General features: G+C 70.5%; 21 protein-coding genes. 13 read left to right on the top strand and 8 right to left on the bottom strand.

From position 1 onward, the window contains the following. Positions 1-178: 178 nt before the first annotated feature. Together ACIBX3_RS22760 and ACIBX3_RS22755 are read left to right on the top strand one after the other, a co-directional pair. The gene (locus tag ACIBX3_RS22760; RefSeq protein ID WP_397119972.1) at positions 179-742 is read left to right on the top strand and encodes a dihydrofolate reductase family protein; all 564 of its coding nucleotides are present in this window, start codon (positions 179-181) and stop codon (positions 740-742) included. Positions 743-1,005: 263 nt separating this feature from the next. Continuing rightward, the gene (locus ACIBX3_RS22755; RefSeq protein WP_397119970.1) at positions 1,006-1,359 is read left to right on the top strand and encodes a hypothetical protein; all 354 of its coding nucleotides are present in this window, start codon (positions 1,006-1,008) and stop codon (positions 1,357-1,359) included. A gap of 276 nt (positions 1,360-1,635) precedes the next feature. Here ACIBX3_RS22755 and ACIBX3_RS22750 read toward each other — a convergent pair whose 3' ends face one another. Then, complete coding sequence (locus ACIBX3_RS22750; protein ID WP_397119968.1) at positions 1,636-2,013, bottom strand: hypothetical protein; 378 nt, start codon at positions 2,011-2,013, stop codon at positions 1,636-1,638. A gap of 18 nt (positions 2,014-2,031) precedes the next feature. On the opposite strand from ACIBX3_RS22750, the gene ACIBX3_RS22745 reads away from it, so the two are divergent. Beyond that, positions 2,032-2,202, top strand: a complete 171-nt coding sequence (locus ACIBX3_RS22745) for a hypothetical protein (protein WP_397119966.1) — start codon at positions 2,032-2,034, stop codon at positions 2,200-2,202. A gap of 118 nt (positions 2,203-2,320) precedes the next feature. Continuing rightward, a complete protein-coding gene (locus ACIBX3_RS22740; RefSeq protein ID WP_397119964.1) occupies positions 2,321-2,629 on the top strand; it encodes a putative quinol monooxygenase in 309 nt (102 codons plus the stop codon). Between the two features lie 66 nt (positions 2,630-2,695). Here ACIBX3_RS22740 and ACIBX3_RS22735 read toward each other — a convergent pair whose 3' ends face one another. From ACIBX3_RS22735 to ACIBX3_RS22720, 4 genes are all read right to left on the bottom strand, one after another. Next, positions 2,696-4,489, bottom strand: a complete 1,794-nt coding sequence (locus tag ACIBX3_RS22735; RefSeq protein ID WP_397119962.1) for a PEP-utilizing enzyme — start codon at positions 4,487-4,489, stop codon at positions 2,696-2,698. A 22-nt stretch (positions 4,490-4,511) separates the two neighbouring features. After that, a complete protein-coding gene (locus ACIBX3_RS22730; RefSeq protein WP_397119960.1) occupies positions 4,512-5,306 on the bottom strand; it encodes an SDR family NAD(P)-dependent oxidoreductase in 795 nt (264 codons plus the stop codon). 52 nt (positions 5,307-5,358) lie between these two features. Continuing rightward, positions 5,359-6,618, bottom strand: a complete 1,260-nt coding sequence (locus ACIBX3_RS22725) for an aromatic ring-hydroxylating dioxygenase subunit alpha (RefSeq protein WP_397119958.1) — start codon at positions 6,616-6,618, stop codon at positions 5,359-5,361. 209 nt (positions 6,619-6,827) lie between these two features. Beyond that, the gene (locus tag ACIBX3_RS22720; RefSeq protein ID WP_397119956.1) at positions 6,828-7,106 is read right to left on the bottom strand and encodes a VOC family protein; all 279 of its coding nucleotides are present in this window, start codon (positions 7,104-7,106) and stop codon (positions 6,828-6,830) included. Positions 7,107-7,257: 151 nt separating this feature from the next. Between ACIBX3_RS22720 and ACIBX3_RS22715 the strand changes: the two genes are divergently transcribed. The 4 genes from ACIBX3_RS22715 to ACIBX3_RS22700 are packed head-to-tail and all read left to right on the top strand — an operon-like array spanning position 7,258 to position 10,220. Next, positions 7,258-8,661, top strand: a complete 1,404-nt coding sequence (locus ACIBX3_RS22715) for an SRPBCC family protein (protein WP_397119954.1) — start codon at positions 7,258-7,260, stop codon at positions 8,659-8,661. Beyond that, positions 8,646-8,972, top strand: coding sequence for a 2Fe-2S iron-sulfur cluster-binding protein (locus ACIBX3_RS22710; RefSeq protein WP_397119952.1), 327 nt, complete (start codon positions 8,646-8,648; stop codon positions 8,970-8,972). The genes ACIBX3_RS22715 and ACIBX3_RS22710 overlap by 16 nt, the downstream gene beginning before the upstream one ends. A 2-nt stretch (positions 8,973-8,974) precedes the next feature. Beyond that, positions 8,975-9,193 (top strand): hypothetical protein, encoded by a 219-nt coding sequence (locus ACIBX3_RS22705; protein WP_397119950.1) that lies wholly within the window; start codon positions 8,975-8,977, stop codon positions 9,191-9,193. Between the two features lie 19 nt (positions 9,194-9,212). Further along, entirely contained in the window at positions 9,213-10,220 is a 1,008-nt protein-coding gene (locus ACIBX3_RS22700; RefSeq protein WP_397119948.1) for an NADP-dependent oxidoreductase, read from the top strand. Here the strand turns inward: ACIBX3_RS22700 and ACIBX3_RS22695 are convergent. Together ACIBX3_RS22695 and ACIBX3_RS22690 are read right to left on the bottom strand one after the other, a co-directional pair. Beyond that, positions 10,210-10,827: a histidine phosphatase family protein gene (locus tag ACIBX3_RS22695; RefSeq protein ID WP_397119946.1), complete on the bottom strand. Its 618-nt coding sequence runs from the start codon at positions 10,825-10,827 to the stop codon at positions 10,210-10,212. The genes ACIBX3_RS22700 and ACIBX3_RS22695 overlap by 11 nt on opposite strands. A gap of 27 nt (positions 10,828-10,854) precedes the next feature. Next, the gene (locus tag ACIBX3_RS22690) at positions 10,855-12,405 is read right to left on the bottom strand and encodes an AMP-binding protein (RefSeq protein ID WP_397119944.1); all 1,551 of its coding nucleotides are present in this window, start codon (positions 12,403-12,405) and stop codon (positions 10,855-10,857) included. A 112-nt stretch (positions 12,406-12,517) separates the two neighbouring features. Between ACIBX3_RS22690 and ACIBX3_RS22685 the strand changes: the two genes are divergently transcribed. From ACIBX3_RS22685 to ACIBX3_RS22670, 4 genes are all read left to right on the top strand, one after another. Continuing rightward, complete coding sequence (locus tag ACIBX3_RS22685; protein ID WP_397119942.1) at positions 12,518-13,492, top strand: TIGR03621 family F420-dependent LLM class oxidoreductase; 975 nt, start codon at positions 12,518-12,520, stop codon at positions 13,490-13,492. A gap of 131 nt (positions 13,493-13,623) precedes the next feature. Continuing rightward, positions 13,624-14,631 carry a thiamine pyrophosphate-dependent dehydrogenase E1 component subunit alpha gene (locus ACIBX3_RS22680; RefSeq protein WP_397119940.1) on the top strand — a complete coding sequence of 336 codons (1,008 nt, stop codon included), beginning with the start codon at positions 13,624-13,626 and terminating at the stop codon, positions 14,629-14,631. A gap of 40 nt (positions 14,632-14,671) precedes the next feature. Beyond that, positions 14,672-15,664, top strand: a complete 993-nt coding sequence (locus tag ACIBX3_RS22675; protein ID WP_397119938.1) for an alpha-ketoacid dehydrogenase subunit beta — start codon at positions 14,672-14,674, stop codon at positions 15,662-15,664. A gap of 1 nt (position 15,665) precedes the next feature. After that, positions 15,666-17,060 (top strand): 2-oxo acid dehydrogenase subunit E2, encoded by a 1,395-nt coding sequence (locus tag ACIBX3_RS22670; protein ID WP_397119936.1) that lies wholly within the window; start codon positions 15,666-15,668, stop codon positions 17,058-17,060. Here ACIBX3_RS22670 and ACIBX3_RS22665 read toward each other — a convergent pair. Further along, on the bottom strand, positions 17,054-17,683 hold the full coding sequence (locus tag ACIBX3_RS22665; protein ID WP_397119934.1) for a TetR/AcrR family transcriptional regulator: 630 nt from the start codon (positions 17,681-17,683) through the stop codon (positions 17,054-17,056). The two genes, ACIBX3_RS22670 and ACIBX3_RS22665, sit on opposite strands and share 7 nt — an antisense overlap. A gap of 142 nt (positions 17,684-17,825) precedes the next feature. On the opposite strand from ACIBX3_RS22665, the gene ACIBX3_RS22660 reads away from it, so the two are divergent. Then, on the top strand, positions 17,826-18,485 hold the full coding sequence (locus ACIBX3_RS22660) for a TetR/AcrR family transcriptional regulator (protein WP_397119932.1): 660 nt from the start codon (positions 17,826-17,828) through the stop codon (positions 18,483-18,485).

Raw genomic sequence — 18,485 nt, 5'->3', positions numbered from 1 at the left:
TGGCGATCATCCCGCACAGGCACGATCCACCGATGGGCGCATGGGCGATCTGCTCTTCATATGAGTATGCCGCTGGGCGGGTTCGCCGGCCCGCCGCTCGGATCAGCCCCATGACCATGGGGGACGACCAGCCGTTTTCCCTTGAAATCAATATGGATCCAGACCACAGGAGCTCGAAGTGTCTCTATCAGTGCTCGACATGTCGGTGTCACTCGACGGGTACATCGCCGATCCCGACGATTTCCTCGGCGGTGACGACGGTGAGCGGCTGCACAAGTGGGCCGACGCGAAGGGGGAGTCCGGCCAGCCGGCCGGGCAATTGCTGGACGAAATGAGAGCGGCCGGTGCGGTCCTCGCGGGACGGCGGACTGCCGAGCTCATGGACCACTGGGGTGGTGATCACAACGGCCTCCCGATCTTCGTGCCCAGTCACCGGCCGCCCGGCCCGGCCGCCCGTTGGGGCTATCCGTTGGTGACGTACGTGACCGATGGGATCGAAAGCGCGATGGCGCAGGCGAAGGCCGCCGCCGGGGACCGGGACGTGCAGGTGCGTGGCGCGTACACCGGGCAACGGGCGCTCGAGGCCGGGGTGCTGGACGAGGTGCGGATCCATCTGATCCCGGTGCTGCTCGGTCGTGGCCGTCGGCTGTTCGACGTCTTGCCGTCGGAGATCGAGTTGGAGATCGTCCGGGTGATCGACACGCCGGAGGCGACCCACATCCGCTACCGCGTCCGTCGCTGAGCGGGGAACGTCACCGTGCCCGAGCAGCCCTCCGCAGGCCGCGGACCAACACTGATAAATCACCTCATTTCATTTCATGAGATCTCAAGTAGGGCCACGTGAGCGTTAGGGTCAGGCAAACACCGCGAAAGCCTCGTTTGCCTGACACTCATTCCGGAAACAAAATGCACGGATGGCGCATTAGTCGCCATCCAGCAATATTTTTCAACCAGTCCGGAAAATATTGAGAACAGGGGCAATCGAAACCTTTGGGGGGAAATTCAATGCCCAAGTTCAAGACTGCTATCGCGGCTCTCGCAGTAAGCACCATTATGACCGGTGCCGCCGTCGCGCTGGCCGCCTCGGCCGCCAACGCCACGCCCAGCACCACCTACGTGGCCGGGGGCGTGCCGCCACAGCCGGTCAAGCCCGTCAAGCCCGTCGAAGTGGTGGAGCGTCCCGTCGTCAAACACCACGTCAAGCCCCAGCACCACCACGAGCGCCACAAGCAGAAGATCCGCCTCTGGATCCACAACAACAACAACCAGCACCAGAACCAGGCCGAGGACCAGGACCAGGATCAGGACCAGGACCAGGACCAGTTCAAGTTCCCGGACTTCACGTCGAATACTGACTGACACGTAGTCCCATGAAGCGCTCGCAGGAGCGCCTTGAAACGGTCGAGTGGCGATCACACGACCTCATCATGGTCGTGGTGAAAGCGGCAGAGCGCCTGTGTCCCGCAGAGGGGTCACCTATTCCGGCGATGCGATGGGCCGACGCGGAACACAGGCACTCCGATCCTCGCGCACGGCCGCAGGTTCGCCGGGATGGCGGAGTCCGCCCAGCCACTTGCCCGCATAACCCCAGTTCGGTGCGCAAGGGCATGAAATGCAGGCACTACGGGCCGCGTTCTAGGCCTCCCACGAGGCCGGCAGCCGCAGCGACTCCTCCGACACTCCGTCCGGTTCCGGATGCAGCAGGCTGAGCCGCTGCCCGCCCCCGGCCACCTCGAACGTCTCGTACCGCAATGCCAGTTCCCCGACCACGGGATGCCGGAACCGCTTGACGCCATGGGTACGTTCCTTGACCACCCGGCCGGCCCACAGGAGGCGGAAGTGCTCGCTGCGTACCGACAGCTCCCCGATCAGGGAGCTGATCCCGGCCGACTCCGCCGGCTCCTCACGGCGCAGTCCGCCCACCCGCCTGCGCGGCCAGGTCGGCAGCCCCACGTCCTGCGGCGCCGCCTCGCCCCTGCGGGCCCGCAGGAACGCGCCCAATTCCCTGTTCATGCCACCAGTCTGCCGGTGGTGTGCGCCTGTCGTGACCCCCAGCAGACCGCGCTGACCGCGGCCGACGGCAACCGCTTCCTCGCCTGCCGGGCCGAGCCCGTCGAGCCGAACGGGCGGGGCATGGTGATCCTGCCCGACCCCCGCGGGCCGCACCCGTACTGCCGTGACCTGGCCGTGCGCTTCGCCTAGGCCGGCTTCCGGACGATCGCGGGTAACTGACACCATCGACTCGGCCGCCCAGTAACTGTTGACCGTCTAAAGTAACTCGTGGTCTAATCACGGCACGCGTGCTCTGAGGAGGTGGCAAGTGGGCGAAGAGATCGTCATCGCCGGGTGGATCGACTGGGAACCTGCGCACCGGGACGAGGCTCTTGTGCACCTGCGCGAGGCCGGGCGCCACAGCCGGATGGAGCCCGGGTGCCTCGACTACGCGATGACGGCCGATCCCGATGACGAGAGGCGGATCCGGGTCTACGAGCGGTGGGCCTCCGCCGAGGCCCTCGAGGAGCACCTGGCGACACCGCACATCAAGGCGTTCCGCGAGGCCGCCGCCGGGCTCGTCCGACACGGGCGCTCGCTGCACCGACTGGTGATCCAATCAAGTGCTCTCATGTGACGTGAGGAAGGCGGTGCGCGACGCCTGAGAGGCTGCCGTCGCGCACCGCCTGCCCGGGGCCGTCGATCATCCCAGTACGGTCACCATGCCCGCATCCCCGTCGACCATGACCTCGACGCCGTCCCGGAGGCGGCGGGTGCCGTCGCCGACGGAGACCACGCACGGGATGCCCAACTCACGGGAAACAACCACGGCGTGGCTGTTGAGAGCGCCGACATCCGCGACCACCGCCCCGGCGACCAGGAACAGCGGCGTCCAGGCCGCATCCGTTATGGGCGCCACCAGCACCTCGCCCGGCTCCAGCGCGGCGCAGTCGGCCGGGTCCGTGACCACGCGGGCCCGGCCGGTGAAGATGCCTCCGCTGCCGCCGATGCCGCTGAGCTCGTCGCCCTTGACCGCGGGCGGCGGGAGGTGGGTGTCGCGACGGGGCCACGTCTCGGCGCGCGGCTCGTCCGCGATGAGGAACGGCGGTTCGAGGGCGTACAGCTCCGCGTACGCGCGCAGACGCTCCGCGATGACCGGGGCGAAGGGCCCGGGGTCGGCGAGATAGTCGTCTAGCTCGTCGGCGACGAGCATCATGACGTCCTCCGGCCGCTCGTAGAGGCCCGCCTCGACGCCGCGGCGGCCGAGTTCGCGCACGGCCAGGCGGATCTCGTTGATGGCGGTGACGCAGTTGGCCTTGGTGCGTTCGCGGGCCGTCACCCAGACGTCGACGGCGCGCATCGCCATCTCGAACGTGGCCAGCGTCCCCTCGTCGGCGGCCAGCGCCTCGCGGATCCGGTCCGCTGTCTTCCGGCGGCGCGCGGCGAGCCGGGCGTGCCGGTTCGCGGGGCTCTCAGAGTCGGGGCTGTGGCGAAGCCGGTCGACAAGGGCGAGCACCTGCACGGGCGCCACCTCCCAGGACTGGGCGTGGATGTCCCACTCGTTGGGGCCGCGGTCGCCGTGCTCGGCGAGGAACTCCTCGAACGCGTCACGGAAGCCCTTCAGCTCACCGCCGGCCTCCGGCAACGCCTCGGCGACAGCCGCGGAGCCCTGGTCGAACAGGGCCGTGAGCTCCGGCGACGCGATCACGCGGCGGGACAGGTCCCACATGCCGCTCGCCGGGGAGGCCGAGTCGACCTTGCCCAGGCCGCTGATGAGGGCGAGCAGGTCGTCGGTGCGGCCGAGCCCCGAGCAGAGCTGGCCCAGAATGCCGGGGCCGACACTGGCCGGCAATGACGACACCACGTGCCGGTAGAAGGTGGTCTCGATCTCGTCGAGCAGCGTGTACGCCCGCTTCGCCAGGTCGGCGTCCGACAGGGTGGTGAGGTCGGGACGTTCGCGGCGCAGGGCGAGCAGCCGCCGCCGGTCCTCGTCCGCCTCCGGAAAGCCGTCGGCGCCGAGCATCCGTTGCACCGAGGCCCCGGCCTTGGCCGAGCACTCCTCGTCGACGTCGTCCGGGTGGGCGACGTAGGCGGGGATGTCGGGGCGCCGGCCGACGAAGGCGCGGTCGGTCTGCTCCACCGGCACGCCCATGCGCAGGGAGAACAGCCTGATGTGGGAGAGGTTGAGGTAGAAGTAGCCGCCGAACATGCCCACGAAGGGCGGGCGCGTCGCGGGCCACTCGTCCTCGCCGTAGACGCCGACGTCGGCGAATCCGCGCCGCCAGCCACGCAGCCCGTGCTCGAACACGAGGGTCCACCCGAGAGGGCTGGCCGGGTCCGGCAGCGTCTCGCCCGCGTTGGCACGCGTGTAGTGCGGGAGCCGCTCGCTGCGCTCCCAGTCGGCGATCCACTGTCGCCCGATGCCGTTGGCCTCGCTCACCCTGGCTCCCCTCAAGGGACCGACGCCGTCCGGCGGCCCCTGCTCGCTGATGGTCATGTCATGTCCCGCTTGAGAGTGGTCACCAGGAGGAAGTGCCGCCGTCGACGTTCATGAGGGCACCCGTGATGCCGCCGCCGGCCTCGCTCACCAGCAGGGAAGCCATGGCGGCGACCTCCTCGACGGTGTTGAGCCGCTTGATCGGGGCGTCCTGCGCGTACGCGTTGAGGAACTGCTCATAGGTGATGCCGGTGCTCTGCGCCACCATGGGGCCGAGCTCGCGCATCGCGTCCGTCTCGACGGCGCCCGGGCAGATGGCGTTGCAGGTGATGCCGCTGGTGGCGTACTCGAACGCGGTCGCCTTGGTGAAGCCGTTGATGGCGTGCTTGTTCGTCACGTAGTGGGAGATCATCGCCTTGTTGGCCTGCTTCCCCTCGACGGAGGACAGGTTGATGATCCGGCCCCAGCCACGCTCCAGCATGCTGGGCAGCGCGCGCCGGGTGCCCCAGAAGTAGGCGTTGAGGTTGAAGTCGAGCGCGTGCTGCCAGGCGTCGTCGGACAGCTCGTGGACCATCGCGAACCCGCGCGAGCCGCCGGCGTTGTTCACCAGGATGTCGACGTGGCCGAAGCGCTCGATGGTCCAGTCGATGAGCCCTTCGACGTCGCCTTGCAGCGCGGAGTCACAGGGATGGAAGGCGGCCCGGTCGTCCGCGCCGAGCTCTCCGAGCTCGGCCAGGGCCTCCTTGCCCTTGCCCTCGGAGCGGCCGCTGAGCACGACCGTGGCGCCGGAGGCGAGGAACGCCGTCGCGATGCCGAATCCGATGCTGCGCGTGCTGCCGGTGACAACGGCCACGCGGCCGTCGAGGGACGTGGTCATGCTGTGCTCCTTGCGCGTCGTGCCGGGGGGTGAAGGGCAGGTGCGGGGTTCTTCATTCGCCGCGCTGGTCGCGCAGCAGGGCCACGTGCTGCCTGATGGCGCGGTGGAGGTGCTGGACGCCGGGCTCGTTCCGGCCGAACAGCAGGTCGGTGCCGTCCAGGGCGGTCAGGCCCCGGTCGACGGCGTACTGGGCGGCGTAGTCCTCGTCGCGTACGACCTCGAAGAACCAGTCGCGCGTCCGGTCGGCGGCGCGCCGCTCTTCCTCGTCCGCCGGGGGACGGCGCAGGCCGATGATCTGCTGCGTGACGGACTCCGTCCGGGTACGGCCGGGCAGGACGATCGAGATGGCGACATGCTGGCGGTAGCCGCCGGCGATGGCCATGGCGGGGAAGATGAAGTAGTTCGGCCCGACGCCCTTGGCCGGGTCGCGCAGCTCGATGGGCTTGAGCGCCTCGTCGGTGATGCCGCGCAGGGCCGCGGCGTTGCGCTGGTGGGGGCCCCAGCGGTCGAAGGCGGTCATGTTCGACAGATTGGTCTTGAACACGGTCCCGCGGTGCAGGGACGCGAAGTGGTACGTCTCGAGGTAGCCGTCGAGGGTGACCTTCCAGTTGGGCCCGGGCAGCTCCATGGTGGAGTGGTGGTGCAGGTCCGCGAGGCCGAGCCCCTCCAGCAGCGGCGTGAGATCGCCCAGCCAGGTGTCGAGGTCGAGGCTGGTGCCGGGGCGGAGCCCGACGAACACGATGCCGGCCCGCTCCTCGGCCGGCAGGGGGATGAGCGACCGCGCGCCGCGGTCCACCTCGCCGAACGTCTTCTCGCCGTAGATCCCACGCAGGCAGCCGGACAGGTCGTAGCTCCACGAGTGGTACGGGCACGTGAGGCGGGACGCCGTGCCCGTGCCGAGCTCGGTAACCGGCGAGCCGCGGTGGCGGCACGCGTTGACCATGGCGTGGACCACGCCGTCGCGATCGCGTGTGATCAGGACGGGGACGCCGATCACGTCCATCGCCTTGTACGTGCCGGGCCGCGGCAGCTCGCACGACATGGCGACCGGCAGCGGCACCTGCCGGTGCACGGCCCGCAGTTCCTCCTGCCAGAGCGTGTCGTCCAGGTAGTCGCGCACCGGCATGCGCATGATGTCCGCGGCCTGGTCGGTCGTCTTGTCCTCGTAGTGTGTGAGGAGCCGCGCCAGCAGGGCGTTGGCGTCGCGGCGCACGAGCTGGGCCCGCTCGCCACCGTCCGTGGCGGCGGCGCGCAGGTCGAGGCCGGGGACGTAGTCCGGAGTGAGCGCCGGGGCGACCTCGTCAACGGACAAGGGCGGAAGCGTCTCGAAATCTCTTGTCTGGGTCACAGAGCCCCCTTGCCTAGGGCGTCATCCGCTGCGCCCTCTGCCGGCACCGGATGACTGTGTCCCAAAGCACAGCAGACTTAATGTAGTTGGTCAATAGAAAGTACCCTGCTCGTGGTAGCCCGTTCTGCTCGCCCCAGCTGCGTTGATCAGTCGGCCGTGGTGTTTTCCGGCCTCTAGTTAGTGGTGATTGTCGACAGAAACCGCTTGGTGTTCAGGAGTCGCGGAGATCGACGATCTCCAGCACGTTGCCCTCGGGGTCGGCGCAGAAGACGAGGCGGCGCCACGACCGTCGCGCCGCCGAGGCCGGCCGGCCCGTTGATCGACGCCGGAACGGCCGACCGGCGGATCTCCCGGCAGCCGAGCGCCTCGGTGTAGAACCGTACGAGCCCGTCGAGATCCGCTACGACGATGCCCACTTCGAGCGGCCGGGCCATCACGGCCTCCTGGTCCACGCTGCCCTCCAGATGCAGAGGTAACTCAAGAACGATCTCAGTAAGTGACGCCATGTCGAGCAGCAGCTCCGCATGCCGGGCGTCATGTGATTGCGCCCGGCTTGCCTAGTAACTATAGTCAATACCTAGTTACTCGATTGCAGGGGGAACCGTGACCGTAACCCCGTCGGCAGGCTCGGCCCGCTGTCCAGGGCCCAGCGTCCAGGACTACCTCGACCGCGACAGCCGCCCGGTGCCCGAAGAGCTCCGCTACAACGCCAATGACTTCGCCGGTGACGAGGACATCGACATCGAGCGCTTCATATCCCCCGAGTGGGCCAAGCGGGAGATGGAGAAGGTCTGGCGGCGGGTCTGGCAGTTCGCCTGTCTCGAGGAGGAGATCCCGGAGGTCGGCGACCACGAGGTCTACGAGGTCGGCAACGAGTCGCTCATCGTGGTGCGCACCGCGCCCGGCGAGATCCGCGCCTTCGTCAACGTGTGCCTGCACCGCGGGCGCAAGCTGCGCACGCACGGAGGGCAAGTGCCCGAGTTCCGCTGCGCCTTCCACGGATTCACCTGGAACCTCGACGGCTCGCTGAAGAACGTGCCGTGCGCCTGGGACTTCCCGCACGTGGATCCGGAGAAGTTCTCCCTCCCCGAGGCGCGGGTGGCCACCTGGCGCGGCTTCGTCTTCGTCAACATGGATCCGTATTGCGAGCCGTTCGAGGACTACATCGGCACGTTCGACACCTACTACATCTGGCCGCTGGAACGCCGGTACAAGTCGCTGCACGTCGCCAAGGTGCTCCCGTGCAACTGGAAGATCGCCCAGGACGCGTTCATCGAGTCGTTCCACGTCATCGCCACCCACCCGCAGCTGCTGCCCTGGCTCGGCGACGCCAACTCGCAGTACGACGCCACGCTCGACCAGCCGCACTGGAACCGGATGATCAACCCCCAGGGCGTGCCGAGCCCGCACATCGCCGGCAGCGTCACCGAAGAGGAGGTCCTGGAGGCCTTCTACTACTCGCGGGCCTTCTACTCCTCGACGCAGGGTCGCGACCTGGCCATGCCCGACGGCGAGCTGCCGGAGATTCCGCCCGGCGGAACGGCCCGCCAGGTGCTCGCCGACCAGATGCGCCGGCAGCTGTCGTCGTTGTCGGGAGGCGACTACTCGCAGGTCACCGACTCCGACCTGCTCGACGCCGTCAACTACCTGCTCTTCCCCAACTTCAACCCGTGGGGCGGGGTCAAGTCGAACATCGTCTACCGCTTCCGCCCCAACGGACTCGACCCGGACTCCTGTATCGCCGAGATCATGTTCATGTCGGCGCTGCCCAAGGACGGCCCGCGGCCCAAACCGGCCGCCATCCGATGGATGGACGACGGCATGCTCTTCGCGGACCTGCCCGAGCTGGGCCTCGTCGGCCCGGTCTTCGACCAGGACTGCGAGAACCTGCCGTACGTACAGGAGGGCCTCAAGGCGAGCCGCAAGCCGGGCCTCACGCTGAGCCACTACCAGGAGAGCCGCATCCGGCACTTCAACCGCGCTCTCGACCAGTGGATGTCACGCTGAAGCCGGCGGTCCTCGTGCAGCCCTCGGGCGTCGAGCTGGCCGTCGGGGAAGAGGAGACGTTGTTCCAGGCGGCCGAGCGGGCCGGCTACCGCTGGCCGACGATCTGCGGCGGGCTGGGGACCTGCCGGACCTGCTTCGTCCAGGTGCAGGAGGGCGTCGAGCACTGCTCCCAGATGGAGGCGCTGGAGCGGGAAGGGATCCAGTCTTTGCGGCAGCCGCTCGACGGAAGCGTCCGGCTGGCGTGCCGGCTCCGGGTGACGGGGCCGGTGACGGTGACCAAGCGCGGCGTGCGCCGCCGGATCGAGGAGTGATCGTGGCCAAGCAGTTCGTGCACCCGGTGTCCAAGCACGTCTACAGCCTCACCGAGGAGGGGCTCGTCGAGGTCAGGGACCCCGAGACCGGCCGGCTGGGGCTGTTCGACGAGAACGCCCGCTGGATCTCCGGCGAACTGCGGTACGCCGACGTCCAGGCGACGGGCTGGGTGGGGCGGCTCGCCCGCGTCCGCTCGCGCAAGACCGAGACGGACCCCTAGTCCTGGTGCGAGGAGAACGATGAGCGGGACGATGCGTGCCGTCTGCCTGCTGCGCCGCCCGGCGGGCGAGCCGGCGCCGGGTGACTTCGAGCTGCGCGATCTGCCGCTCGTCCCGCTCGCTCCCGGCCAGGTGCTGGTCCGCAACCACTACATGAGCGTGGACCCGAACATGCGCGGCCGGCTGGAGCCGACCGAGAAGCACTACACGCACAACCTCACCCCCGGCGAGCCCCTCGACGGCCGGGCCCTCGGTGAGGTCGTGGAGAGCCGCGCCCCGCACGTGCCCGTGGGCGCGTTCGTCCGCCACCAGCTCGGCTGGCGCGACCTGTCGGTGGTCGACGCCGCCGCCGCCGTCCCCGTCGATCCCGCGCTCGCCCCGCTGCCGGCGTGGCTGGGGCTGCTCGGCCAGACCGGCTTCACCGCGTACGTCGGGCTGCTGCGCATCGGCGAGCTCCGCGAGGGCGACACGGTCCTCGTCTCCGCGGCGGGCGGGGCCGTCGGGTCGGCGGCCGGGCAGTTCGCCCGGCTCATGGGCGCCGGCCGGGTCATCGGCACCGCCGGCGGGCCCGCCAAGTGCCGCCGCCTGGTGGCGGAGCTCGGTTACGACGGGGCCATCGACTACCGGGCCGAGGACGTCCGTACGGGACTGGAGCGCGAGGCGCCGGGCGGGGTCGACCTGTACTTCGACAACGTGGGCGGGCGCCAGCTCGCCGACGCCCTGCACGCGCTCACCGTGGAGGGCCGCGTGGTGCTCTGCGGGATGATGTCGCAGTACGGCGAGAACGGCGCCGCGCCGTCGCTCCACCACCTGATCCAGGCCGTGCTCAAGAGGCTCACGCTGCGCGGCTTCATCGTCCGCGACCACGAGGACCTGCGCACCGAGTTCGAGCGGCGCGTGTCCGGATGGCTGGCGGCGGGACAGGTCGCCAGCGTGGAGACCGTCGTGGACGGCCTGGACCACGCCGTCGACGCGTTCCTCGCCATGCTGCGCGGCGCCAACACCGGCAAGATGCTGGTCAGACTGTAGGGGCCGCCACAGCGTCGGCGCGCCGGGCCACGAGGTGGGCGGTCTCGTTCACGGACTTGACCACCACGATGCCCGAGGCCATCCTCTCCACCCGGCAGATCGACGTGTAGCCGGGATGGAACCAGAAGACCCGCGGCATGCCGATGACCATCGCCAGGTAGGCGTTGGTGAGGCCGCCGTGCGTGAAGGCGGCGATCCGCTCTCCCGGGTGGGCGTCGAGCAGCCGCGTCATGACGCCCGCCGCCCGCGCCTGGAAGCCCGGCAGGTCGAGCTCGGGCACGAAATCGTCGAAACGGCCCTCGGCCAGCGCGATGGCCTGCGGGTGCGACGCGGGCAGCTGCTCGGGCGGCGTGTAGACCTTGACCGGCACGTCGTGGTCCCATTCCCGCAGGTCGGGTTCGACGCTCGCGCGCAGGCCGAGCCGCCCCTCGGCGGGGGCGGCGGTCTCGGCGGCCCGGCGGAACGGGCTGGTGTACAGCGCGTCGATCTCCTCGCCGGCCAGCCAGTCCGCGAGGAGCTCGGCCTGCCGAGCCCCCTCCTCCGACAACCCGGGATCGACGATGCCCGCCACGGGTAGCCCATGCCGTATCAGCAGCAGTTCGGTCATGTCCTGCCTTCCATGAAAACGCGGCACTCAGCCCGCGATCGTTCTCTCGGAGTCCCAGTAGCGGCGGCGCAGCGCGCGCTTGTCGAGCTTGTCCATCGCGTTGCGTGCCAGCTCAGGCACGAACTCGTAGGACTTGGGGCACTTGTAGGCGGCGATCTGCGAGCGGCAGAACGCGTCCAGCTCACCCGGGTCGGGCGGTGCGCCGCGCGCCACGACCAGCGCGTGCAGCGACTCGCCGAAGTCGGGGTCGGGCACGCCGATCACGGCGACCTGACCGACGCCCGCGTGCCGCAGGAGCACGGCCTCGCTCTCGGCCGGATAGAGGTTGACACCGCCGGACACCACCATGTCCGCGGCCCGGTCGGTGATGAAGAGGTAGCCGTCGGCGTCCACGTAGCCCACGTCGCCCAGCGTGAACACCCCCGGGGCCAGGTACGCCGCCCGCGTCTTCTCCGGGTCGGCGTGGTAGCGGACCCCACGCTCGTCCGGGCTCCGGAAGGCCAGCAGGCCGACCTCCCCGGCGGGCAGCGGCGTGCCGGAATCGTCCACGACGAGGGCCTCGAACGGCTGTCTGGCGCGGCCCACCGAACCAGGGCGCTCCAGCCACTCGGGGCTGGAGATGCGGGCCACCGTGCCGACCTCGCTCGCGCCGTACGACTCCACGAGGACCGGGCCGAACCAGTCGATCATCGCGCGCTTGACGGCGGGCGGGCAGGCGGAGCCGGTGTGGGCGACCTGCCGGAGGCTGGAGACGTCGTACCGCGCCCGCAACGGCTCCGGCAGGGCCAGCAGGCGCTGGAAGTGCGTGGGAACCATGAGCGAGGAGGCGGCGCGGTGCTCGGCGACGAGCCGCAGGAACGACTCCGCGTCGAAGCGCTCCATCACGATCACGGGCTCGCCCGCGATCAGGTGGCGCAGGCAGCTCAGCGGGCCGTTGTGGGAGAGCGGGCCGGCCACCAGGTGCGGGCCCGGCGGGAACGCCGCGGAGCGGGCGATGGCGTCGACGTACTCGGCCGCGGTGGCCGGCACCTGGTCGGTCCAGCGGACTTCGGTGCCTCGGGCACGGCCGGTGGTGCCCGAGGTGTAGACCAGCGGAGGGCGAGCGGGCCGCGCCTCCGCGGCCCATGTCGCGGTGCCCCGTCCCGCCGCGGAGGCCAGCCAGCCCTTCCAGGTGACCTCGCCGTCGGCGGCGTCCGTGCCGTGGACGACGACGGCGCGCAGGCGGGCTCTCCGGCCCGCCTCGCGGGTCGCCGCCGCTCCGGCGGGACCGGTGATCGCGGCCACCACCCGCGCGTCGGTGAACTGGCGGGCCATCTCGCTCCCGGTCAGCTGCCGGGTGACGGCGACGGTGCCCACTCCAGCCGCGATGCCGGCCAGGTGGGCGACGAGCGTGGGGATCGCGTTGTCGCCGACGATCGCGACCCGTTCCTCCGGTGCGGGCGCCAGCTCCAGCAGCCGCCGGGCCGCCCGGGTCACCTGATCGGCGCACTCGGTCCAGGAGAGCCGGGAGGAACCGTCGAGCAGCGCCATGCCGTCCGGTTCCGCGCGGCGGCGCAACATGATCGCCGGTATGGCCACTCCGCATCACCTCGACGGGTCGGGTTTGGTTCGAACTAACTGTAGCTAGTATCAAGAAACTGCGCCATACTCCGTCCATGCGAGATGACCCGGTCGACGAGGCGGTGCCCCGATGAGCGTGACGAACCGTCCCTTCAGGTTCTCCTGCCAGGCCTACCGGTCGACGTCCGCGCGGGAGTGGCGCGAGCTCGCCCGGAAGATCGAGGATCTCGGCTACGCGAGCCTCCAGGTGCCGGACCACTACATCGGGCCTGGGCCGGCGCTCGGTCCGACCGGCCATTCGGCGCAGGTGCTCGCGGCCGTCCCTGCGCTCGCGATGGCCGCGGAGGCGACCTCGACGCTGCACGTCGGCACCCGGGTGATGTGCACCGGCTACCGCAACCCGGTCGTGCTGGCGAAGGAGGCCGCCACGCTCCAGCTCCTCTCGGAGGGCCGGTTCCAGCTGGGGCTTGGGGCGGGCTGGCTCGCCGCGGAGTACGCCGCGATGGGCATCGCCTTCCCTCCGGCGCGGGAGCGCATCGGTCTGCTCGCGGAGACGCTCGACCTGGTACGGCAGAGCTTCGCCGGCGGCCCGGTCGACGTGCGCGGCACCTACGTCGACGTCACGGGCTTCTCCGCGGTGCCGGTGGCGGACCCGCCACCGCCGGTCATGGTCGGCGGCGGGTCCAGGAGGGTGCTCGAACTGGCCGGAGCCCGGGCCGACATCGTGAGCGTCAACTTCAGCAACGCCTCGGGCGTCCTCGGCCCGGAGGCCCTGGCGTCGTCCACCCCCGAGCGGACCAGACGCAAGATCGACTGGGTGCGGGCCGGAGCCGGTGAGCGCTTCGACGACCTGGAGATCGAGATCGGCGTCTACTTCGCCGCCGTCGACTCCGGGACGGGTGGCGGTGCCGGGCAGTTGTCGGCGCGTACGGGGCTGGACGACGAGCAGCTCTCCGCGTTCCCGCATGCCCTCGTGGGCTCGGCCGACACGATCTGCGAGGAGCTGGAGCGCCGCCGCGCGGAGTACGGGTTCTCCCACATCACGGTCGGCGAGGCGGTCGTGGACGACTTCGCGCCGGTGGTGGCGCGGCTCTCGGGCCGCTAGCGGCGGCACTTACTGCATTCGGACTTAACTTACTGCCGTCGGGCCTGGACGCGAGTAACTAGAGACAGATACAACTAAGTACGTGCACCTGGCCCTTCGGGCGCGGTGAGGCTCCAGGAAGGGGCGAGGCAGTGACACATGCGACGGTCGGCTCCGTGGCCGCGGACGACGTTCCGTTCCCGCCTGACGTGATCCGCGACCTGCACGAGCGCATGGTGCGGATCCGGCTCTTCGAGACCGAGGCGGGCAGGCTCATGGAGGCCGGCCGGCTGCCCGGTTTCCTGCACCTCTACCCCGGCCAGGAAGCCGTCGCCGCCGGAGTGATGAGCGTCCTCACCGACGCCGACCAGATCACCTCGACGCACCGCGGCCACGGTCACGCGGTCGCCAAGGGCGCCGACCTGCGCCGGATGTACGCCGAGCTGTTCGGCCGCGTGACCGGCTATTGCCGCGGTCGCGGCGGAAGCATGCACATCAACGATCTGTCCATCGGGATGCTCGGCGCCAACGGCATCGTGGGCGCGGGCATCCCGATCGCGGTGGGCGCCGCCTTCGCCGGCGTCTACCGCGGCGACGGCACCGTGGCCGTCGCCTTCTTCGGCGACGGTGCCAGCAACATCGGCAGCTTCCACGAGGCGGCCAACCTCGCCGCCGTGCTGCGCCTGCCCGTGATCCTGGTCTGCGAGAACAACGGCTACGCCGAGTTCACCCCCCAGGAGCGGCACATGCTGCTCACCGACGTCGCCGACCGCGCGAGCGCGTACGGCATGCCGAGCGCGGTGGTGGACGGCATGGACGCGCTCGCGGTCCGCGCCGCCGCCACCGAGGCCGTCGAGCGGGCCCGCGCGGGCGGCGGGCCCACCCTGCTGGAGGCCAAGACCTACCGCTACTACGACCACCAGGGCGTCAAGGGCCTGCGCATCCAGTACCGGACGCAGGAGGAGGTCGACGCCTGGAAGGCGAGAGACCCCATCACCCTGATCGAGGAGCGCGCCGCGGCGGCGCGCGTCGCGAGCCGCGAGGAGCTGGAGGCGGTGTGGGAGCGCACCCGAGCGGAGATCGCCGAAGCGATCGCCTACGCCGAGCAGAGCCCCGATCCGGATCCCGGGGACCTCCTCGCCGACGTCTACACGAGGTGACCGTGAACCCCACTCTCCCACGAGCACAGGACATCCCCAGATGAGCGCTCGCGAACTGACCTACGTCAAGGCCTTCAACGAGGGGCTGCGGCAGGTGATGCGGGCCGACGACGACGTGTTCGTCGCCGGCGAGGACGTCGCGGGCTACGGCGGCGTGTTCCACATGTTCGACGGCCTGCTGGACGAGTTCGGGCCGCGCCGGGTCGTCGACACGCCGATCTCCGAGTCGGCCCTGGTCGGGATGGGCGTGGGCGCCGCCGTGCGCGGGCTGCGCCCGGTCGTCGACCTCATGTTCATGGACTTCCTCGGCGTCTGCATGGACCAGGTCGTGAACCAGGCGGCCAAGATGAAGTTCATGTTCGGGGGCGAGCTGTCGGTGCCGCTGACCATCACCACCGCCTCCGGAGCGGGGCTCGGCGCGGCCGCCCAGCACAGCCAGAGCCTCGAAGCGTGGCTCGCCCACGTGCCGGGCCTCAAGGTCGTGATGCCGGCGACGCCGTACGACGCCAAAGGGCTCACCGTCGCGGCCGTCCGGGACGACAACCCCGTGGTCATCATGCTGAACAAGCTGCTCCTCGGCGCCAAGGGCCCGGTGCCGGAGGAGACCTACGCGGTGCCCCTCGGCACGGCCGCGACCGTCCGTCCCGGCTCCGACGTGACCGTGATCGCGCTGGGCCGCATGGTCACGGAGGCGCTGGCCGCCGCCGAGGAACTCGCCGCCGACGGGATCGATGCCGAGGTCATCGACCCCCGGACCGTCCAGCCGCTCGACAGCGAGACCCTCGTCGCCTCGGTACGGCGGACGAACCGCGTCATGGTGGTGCACGAGGCGGTCACCTTCTCCGGCATCGGCGCCGAGATCGCCGCCCAGATCCAGGACGAGGCGTTCGACTACCTGGACGCTCCCGTGCTGCGCGTGGGCGCGCCGTTCTCGCCCGTGCCGTTCAGCCCCGTGCTGGAGAAGCAGTACGTGCCGGACCGGGCGCGGATCGCCGCCGGTTGCCGCCGCCTCATCGAGCGCCGGGCGGCCTGAGATGGCCGTCGAGATCCTTCTGCCGAAGCTCGGCCTGACGATGCAGGAGGGCACGATCGAGGAGTGGGTCGCCGCGCCGGGAGCACCGGTGCGGCACGGCGACGTCCTCATGCGCCTGGCCACCGACAAGGTGGACGTGGAGGTGGAGGCCGAGGCCGAGGGCGTGTTCCACCCGGCGGTCCCCGCCGGAGCCACCCTCCCGCCGGGTGCGGTGATCGGCTGGCTGCTGGCCCCTGGCGAGCCACCACCCGGCTCAAACGGCACCGCCGCCGACCCCACAGCGTCCACCGCCGACGCGGCCGGTGCGCCTGCCGCCGGGGGCCGGTTGCTGATCTCGCCCAACGCCCGCCGGGTGGCGCGAGAGCTGCAGGTGGACCCGGCCCTGGTGCGCGGCACCGGACCGGGGGGCAGGATCGTCTCCGAGGACATCGAGGACTTCCTCGCGGCCCACATCGAGGAAGCTCCGGAAGACGTGCCGAGGGAGCCCGCCCTCAGCTCACCCTCGGCCGGGGCGGTGTCCCCGCCTGCGCTCAACGGGGCCGGGGTGACGTCCTCACCGCTGGTGCGGCGGTACGCGGAGAGCCAGGGAGTGGACCTGGCGGCCGTTCGAGGGTCTGGCACGGGCGGCCGGATCCGGCGCGCCGACATCGACGCCGCCCTCGCCCCCGGCGACGACATCGGCGACCCACCGCACGCGGACGCGGACGGGCTGGTGCCGTTCACCGGGATGCGGGGGGTCATCGCCCGGCGGATGCACGCCAGCCTCCAGGAGACCGCTCAGCTGACTCTCGGGTACGAGGTCCGCATGGACGCGGTCGTACACGTACGGGAGCAGCTCAAGCAGGAGCTGGCCGGGACGGACCTGCCGGTGCCGAGCCTCAACGACTTCGTGGTGCGGGCCGCGGCGCTGGCCCTGCGGGCGCATCCGATGCTCAACGCCACGGTCGGCGACGACGGCGTCCGGCCGCACACCGCGATCCACGTCGGGCTGGCCGTGGCCGTACCGGGCGGCCTGGTGGTCCCGGTCATCCGCGACGCGGCCGACCGCTCGCTGACCGGCCTGGCCGCCGAGACCCGTGCGCTGGCTCAGGCGGCCCGCGACGGAAAGCTCACCCTGGACCGATTGGAGGGCGGCACCTTCTCGGTGACGACGCTCGGCGTGTACGGGGTGGACTTCTTCACCCCGATTCTCAACCCCGGCAACGTCGCCATCCTCGGCGTGGGCAGGCTGCGGGACGGCGTGGAGTGGGAGGGCGAGGTGCCGCGCCGGACGCGGGTGCTGACGCTGTCGCTCACCTTCGACCACCGGGCGGTGGACGGCGCGCCGGCGGCGGAGTATGTGAAGACGGTGTCCGGACTGCTCGCGGCCCCGCTGCGGCTGCTGGCCGGTTACTGATCGCCGTCGGGGCTCGGGGTCGTGGATTCCAGCCCGGCGACCCGGTTGGCCTGGCTGATGACCTCGTCGAGGAAGTCGCGCCGCCCGAGTCCCCGGAACGTGTTGTCCTGCTCCAGCCAGGAGACGGACGCCGCTTCGAGCAGGGCGACCATCGAGGTCGCCACGACGGCCGCCTTGGCGGTGCCGATCCGGCCGCGGCGGCGGACCGCGCGCTGGAAGAGCGTGATCAGGTGGACCCGCACCTCCATGCGGAGCGTCTCGGTCTCGAGGCTGGCTCCCACCGACGAGACGAAGAAGACCGACGACCCCGCGTGGCGTTCCTCGAGCCAGGTCAGCAGGCTGACGAGCAGGTCTCCGGGTGTGCTGTCCTCCGACAGGTTCTGCGACAGCCGGCGTACCTCGGAGACGAACTCCGCGCTGAACAGCCGCATGCACTCCAGCAGGATGTCGTCCTTGGAGGGGAAGTGGTAGTAGACCGCCGCAGGGGTCATGCCGGCCTGGTCGGCGATGTCGGCCACGGTCACGACGTCGGGAGACTGCACGGCGAACAACTGCGTCGCGGCATCGACGATGGCGTGGCGGCGGGAGGGGCGATGAGCGGCGCGTCTGTGACTGGCTACCATCGGGGTTTCGGCGGACCGTCGCCTCGGCAACGGAAGATTGCCGTGCCTCCTTACACATGTATCGTTACCAATTATCCAGCGGGCATGACCTGCCCGCCATTGTGCCGGAGCCGCCGTGCGGTCACACCGGAGGTGAGATTCTTTGGCGCAGAACACCGGCGTTCCGGAGCAGGTGGGTGAGCCGCAGCGGCGGTCCGCGCACCGCCCGTCCCGGCGGCAGGAAATCGTGGACGCCGCGGTGCGGGTCTTCGGGCACAAGGGCTTCGCCGACGCCAGCATCCAGGACATCGCGGCCGAGGCCGGGGTCGCCCCCACGGCGGTCTACTACCACTACGCGGGCAAGGAAGAGCTGTTCGACCTCTCGCTGCGCCAGGTGCTCGACCAGATCAGCGCGGTGGTCGTGGGCGCCCGGCCGGACGGCGCCCCCGCCGGCATGGACTCGCTGGCCCAGGTCATCGAGGCCGTCTGGGAGTGGATCGAGAGCCATCCCGACGAGGCGCGGATGTTCTGGCTCCACACGTCGGGCGCGACGAGCCAGGCGCGGATCATCCGGCAGCAGTTCGAGCAGCGTCACGCCCAGCGGGCGTTTGACTACATGAGCACGTCGCAGCTGCCGCCGCGGACGCGCCGTTCCGCCGCCGCCCGTCACGCCGCCCACACGCTCGCCGTGCGCAGCTTCATCAGCACGCTCATCTACGTCTCCGTGCTGCGCCTGGAGGGCGGGCCGCTCGCGGGGATGCCGTCGGACGCGCTGAAGAAGGCCGTCGTCGAGGTGACTCCCCGCTTCATCATGCTCGACTGA

This window comes from Nonomuraea sp. NPDC049480 (genome assembly GCF_044465905.1).
Taxonomy (GTDB): domain Bacteria; phylum Actinomycetota; class Actinomycetes; order Streptosporangiales; family Streptosporangiaceae; genus Nonomuraea.
Note: the sequence above shows the minus strand (reverse complement) of the source record. Positions and strands in the feature narration are given on the sequence as shown.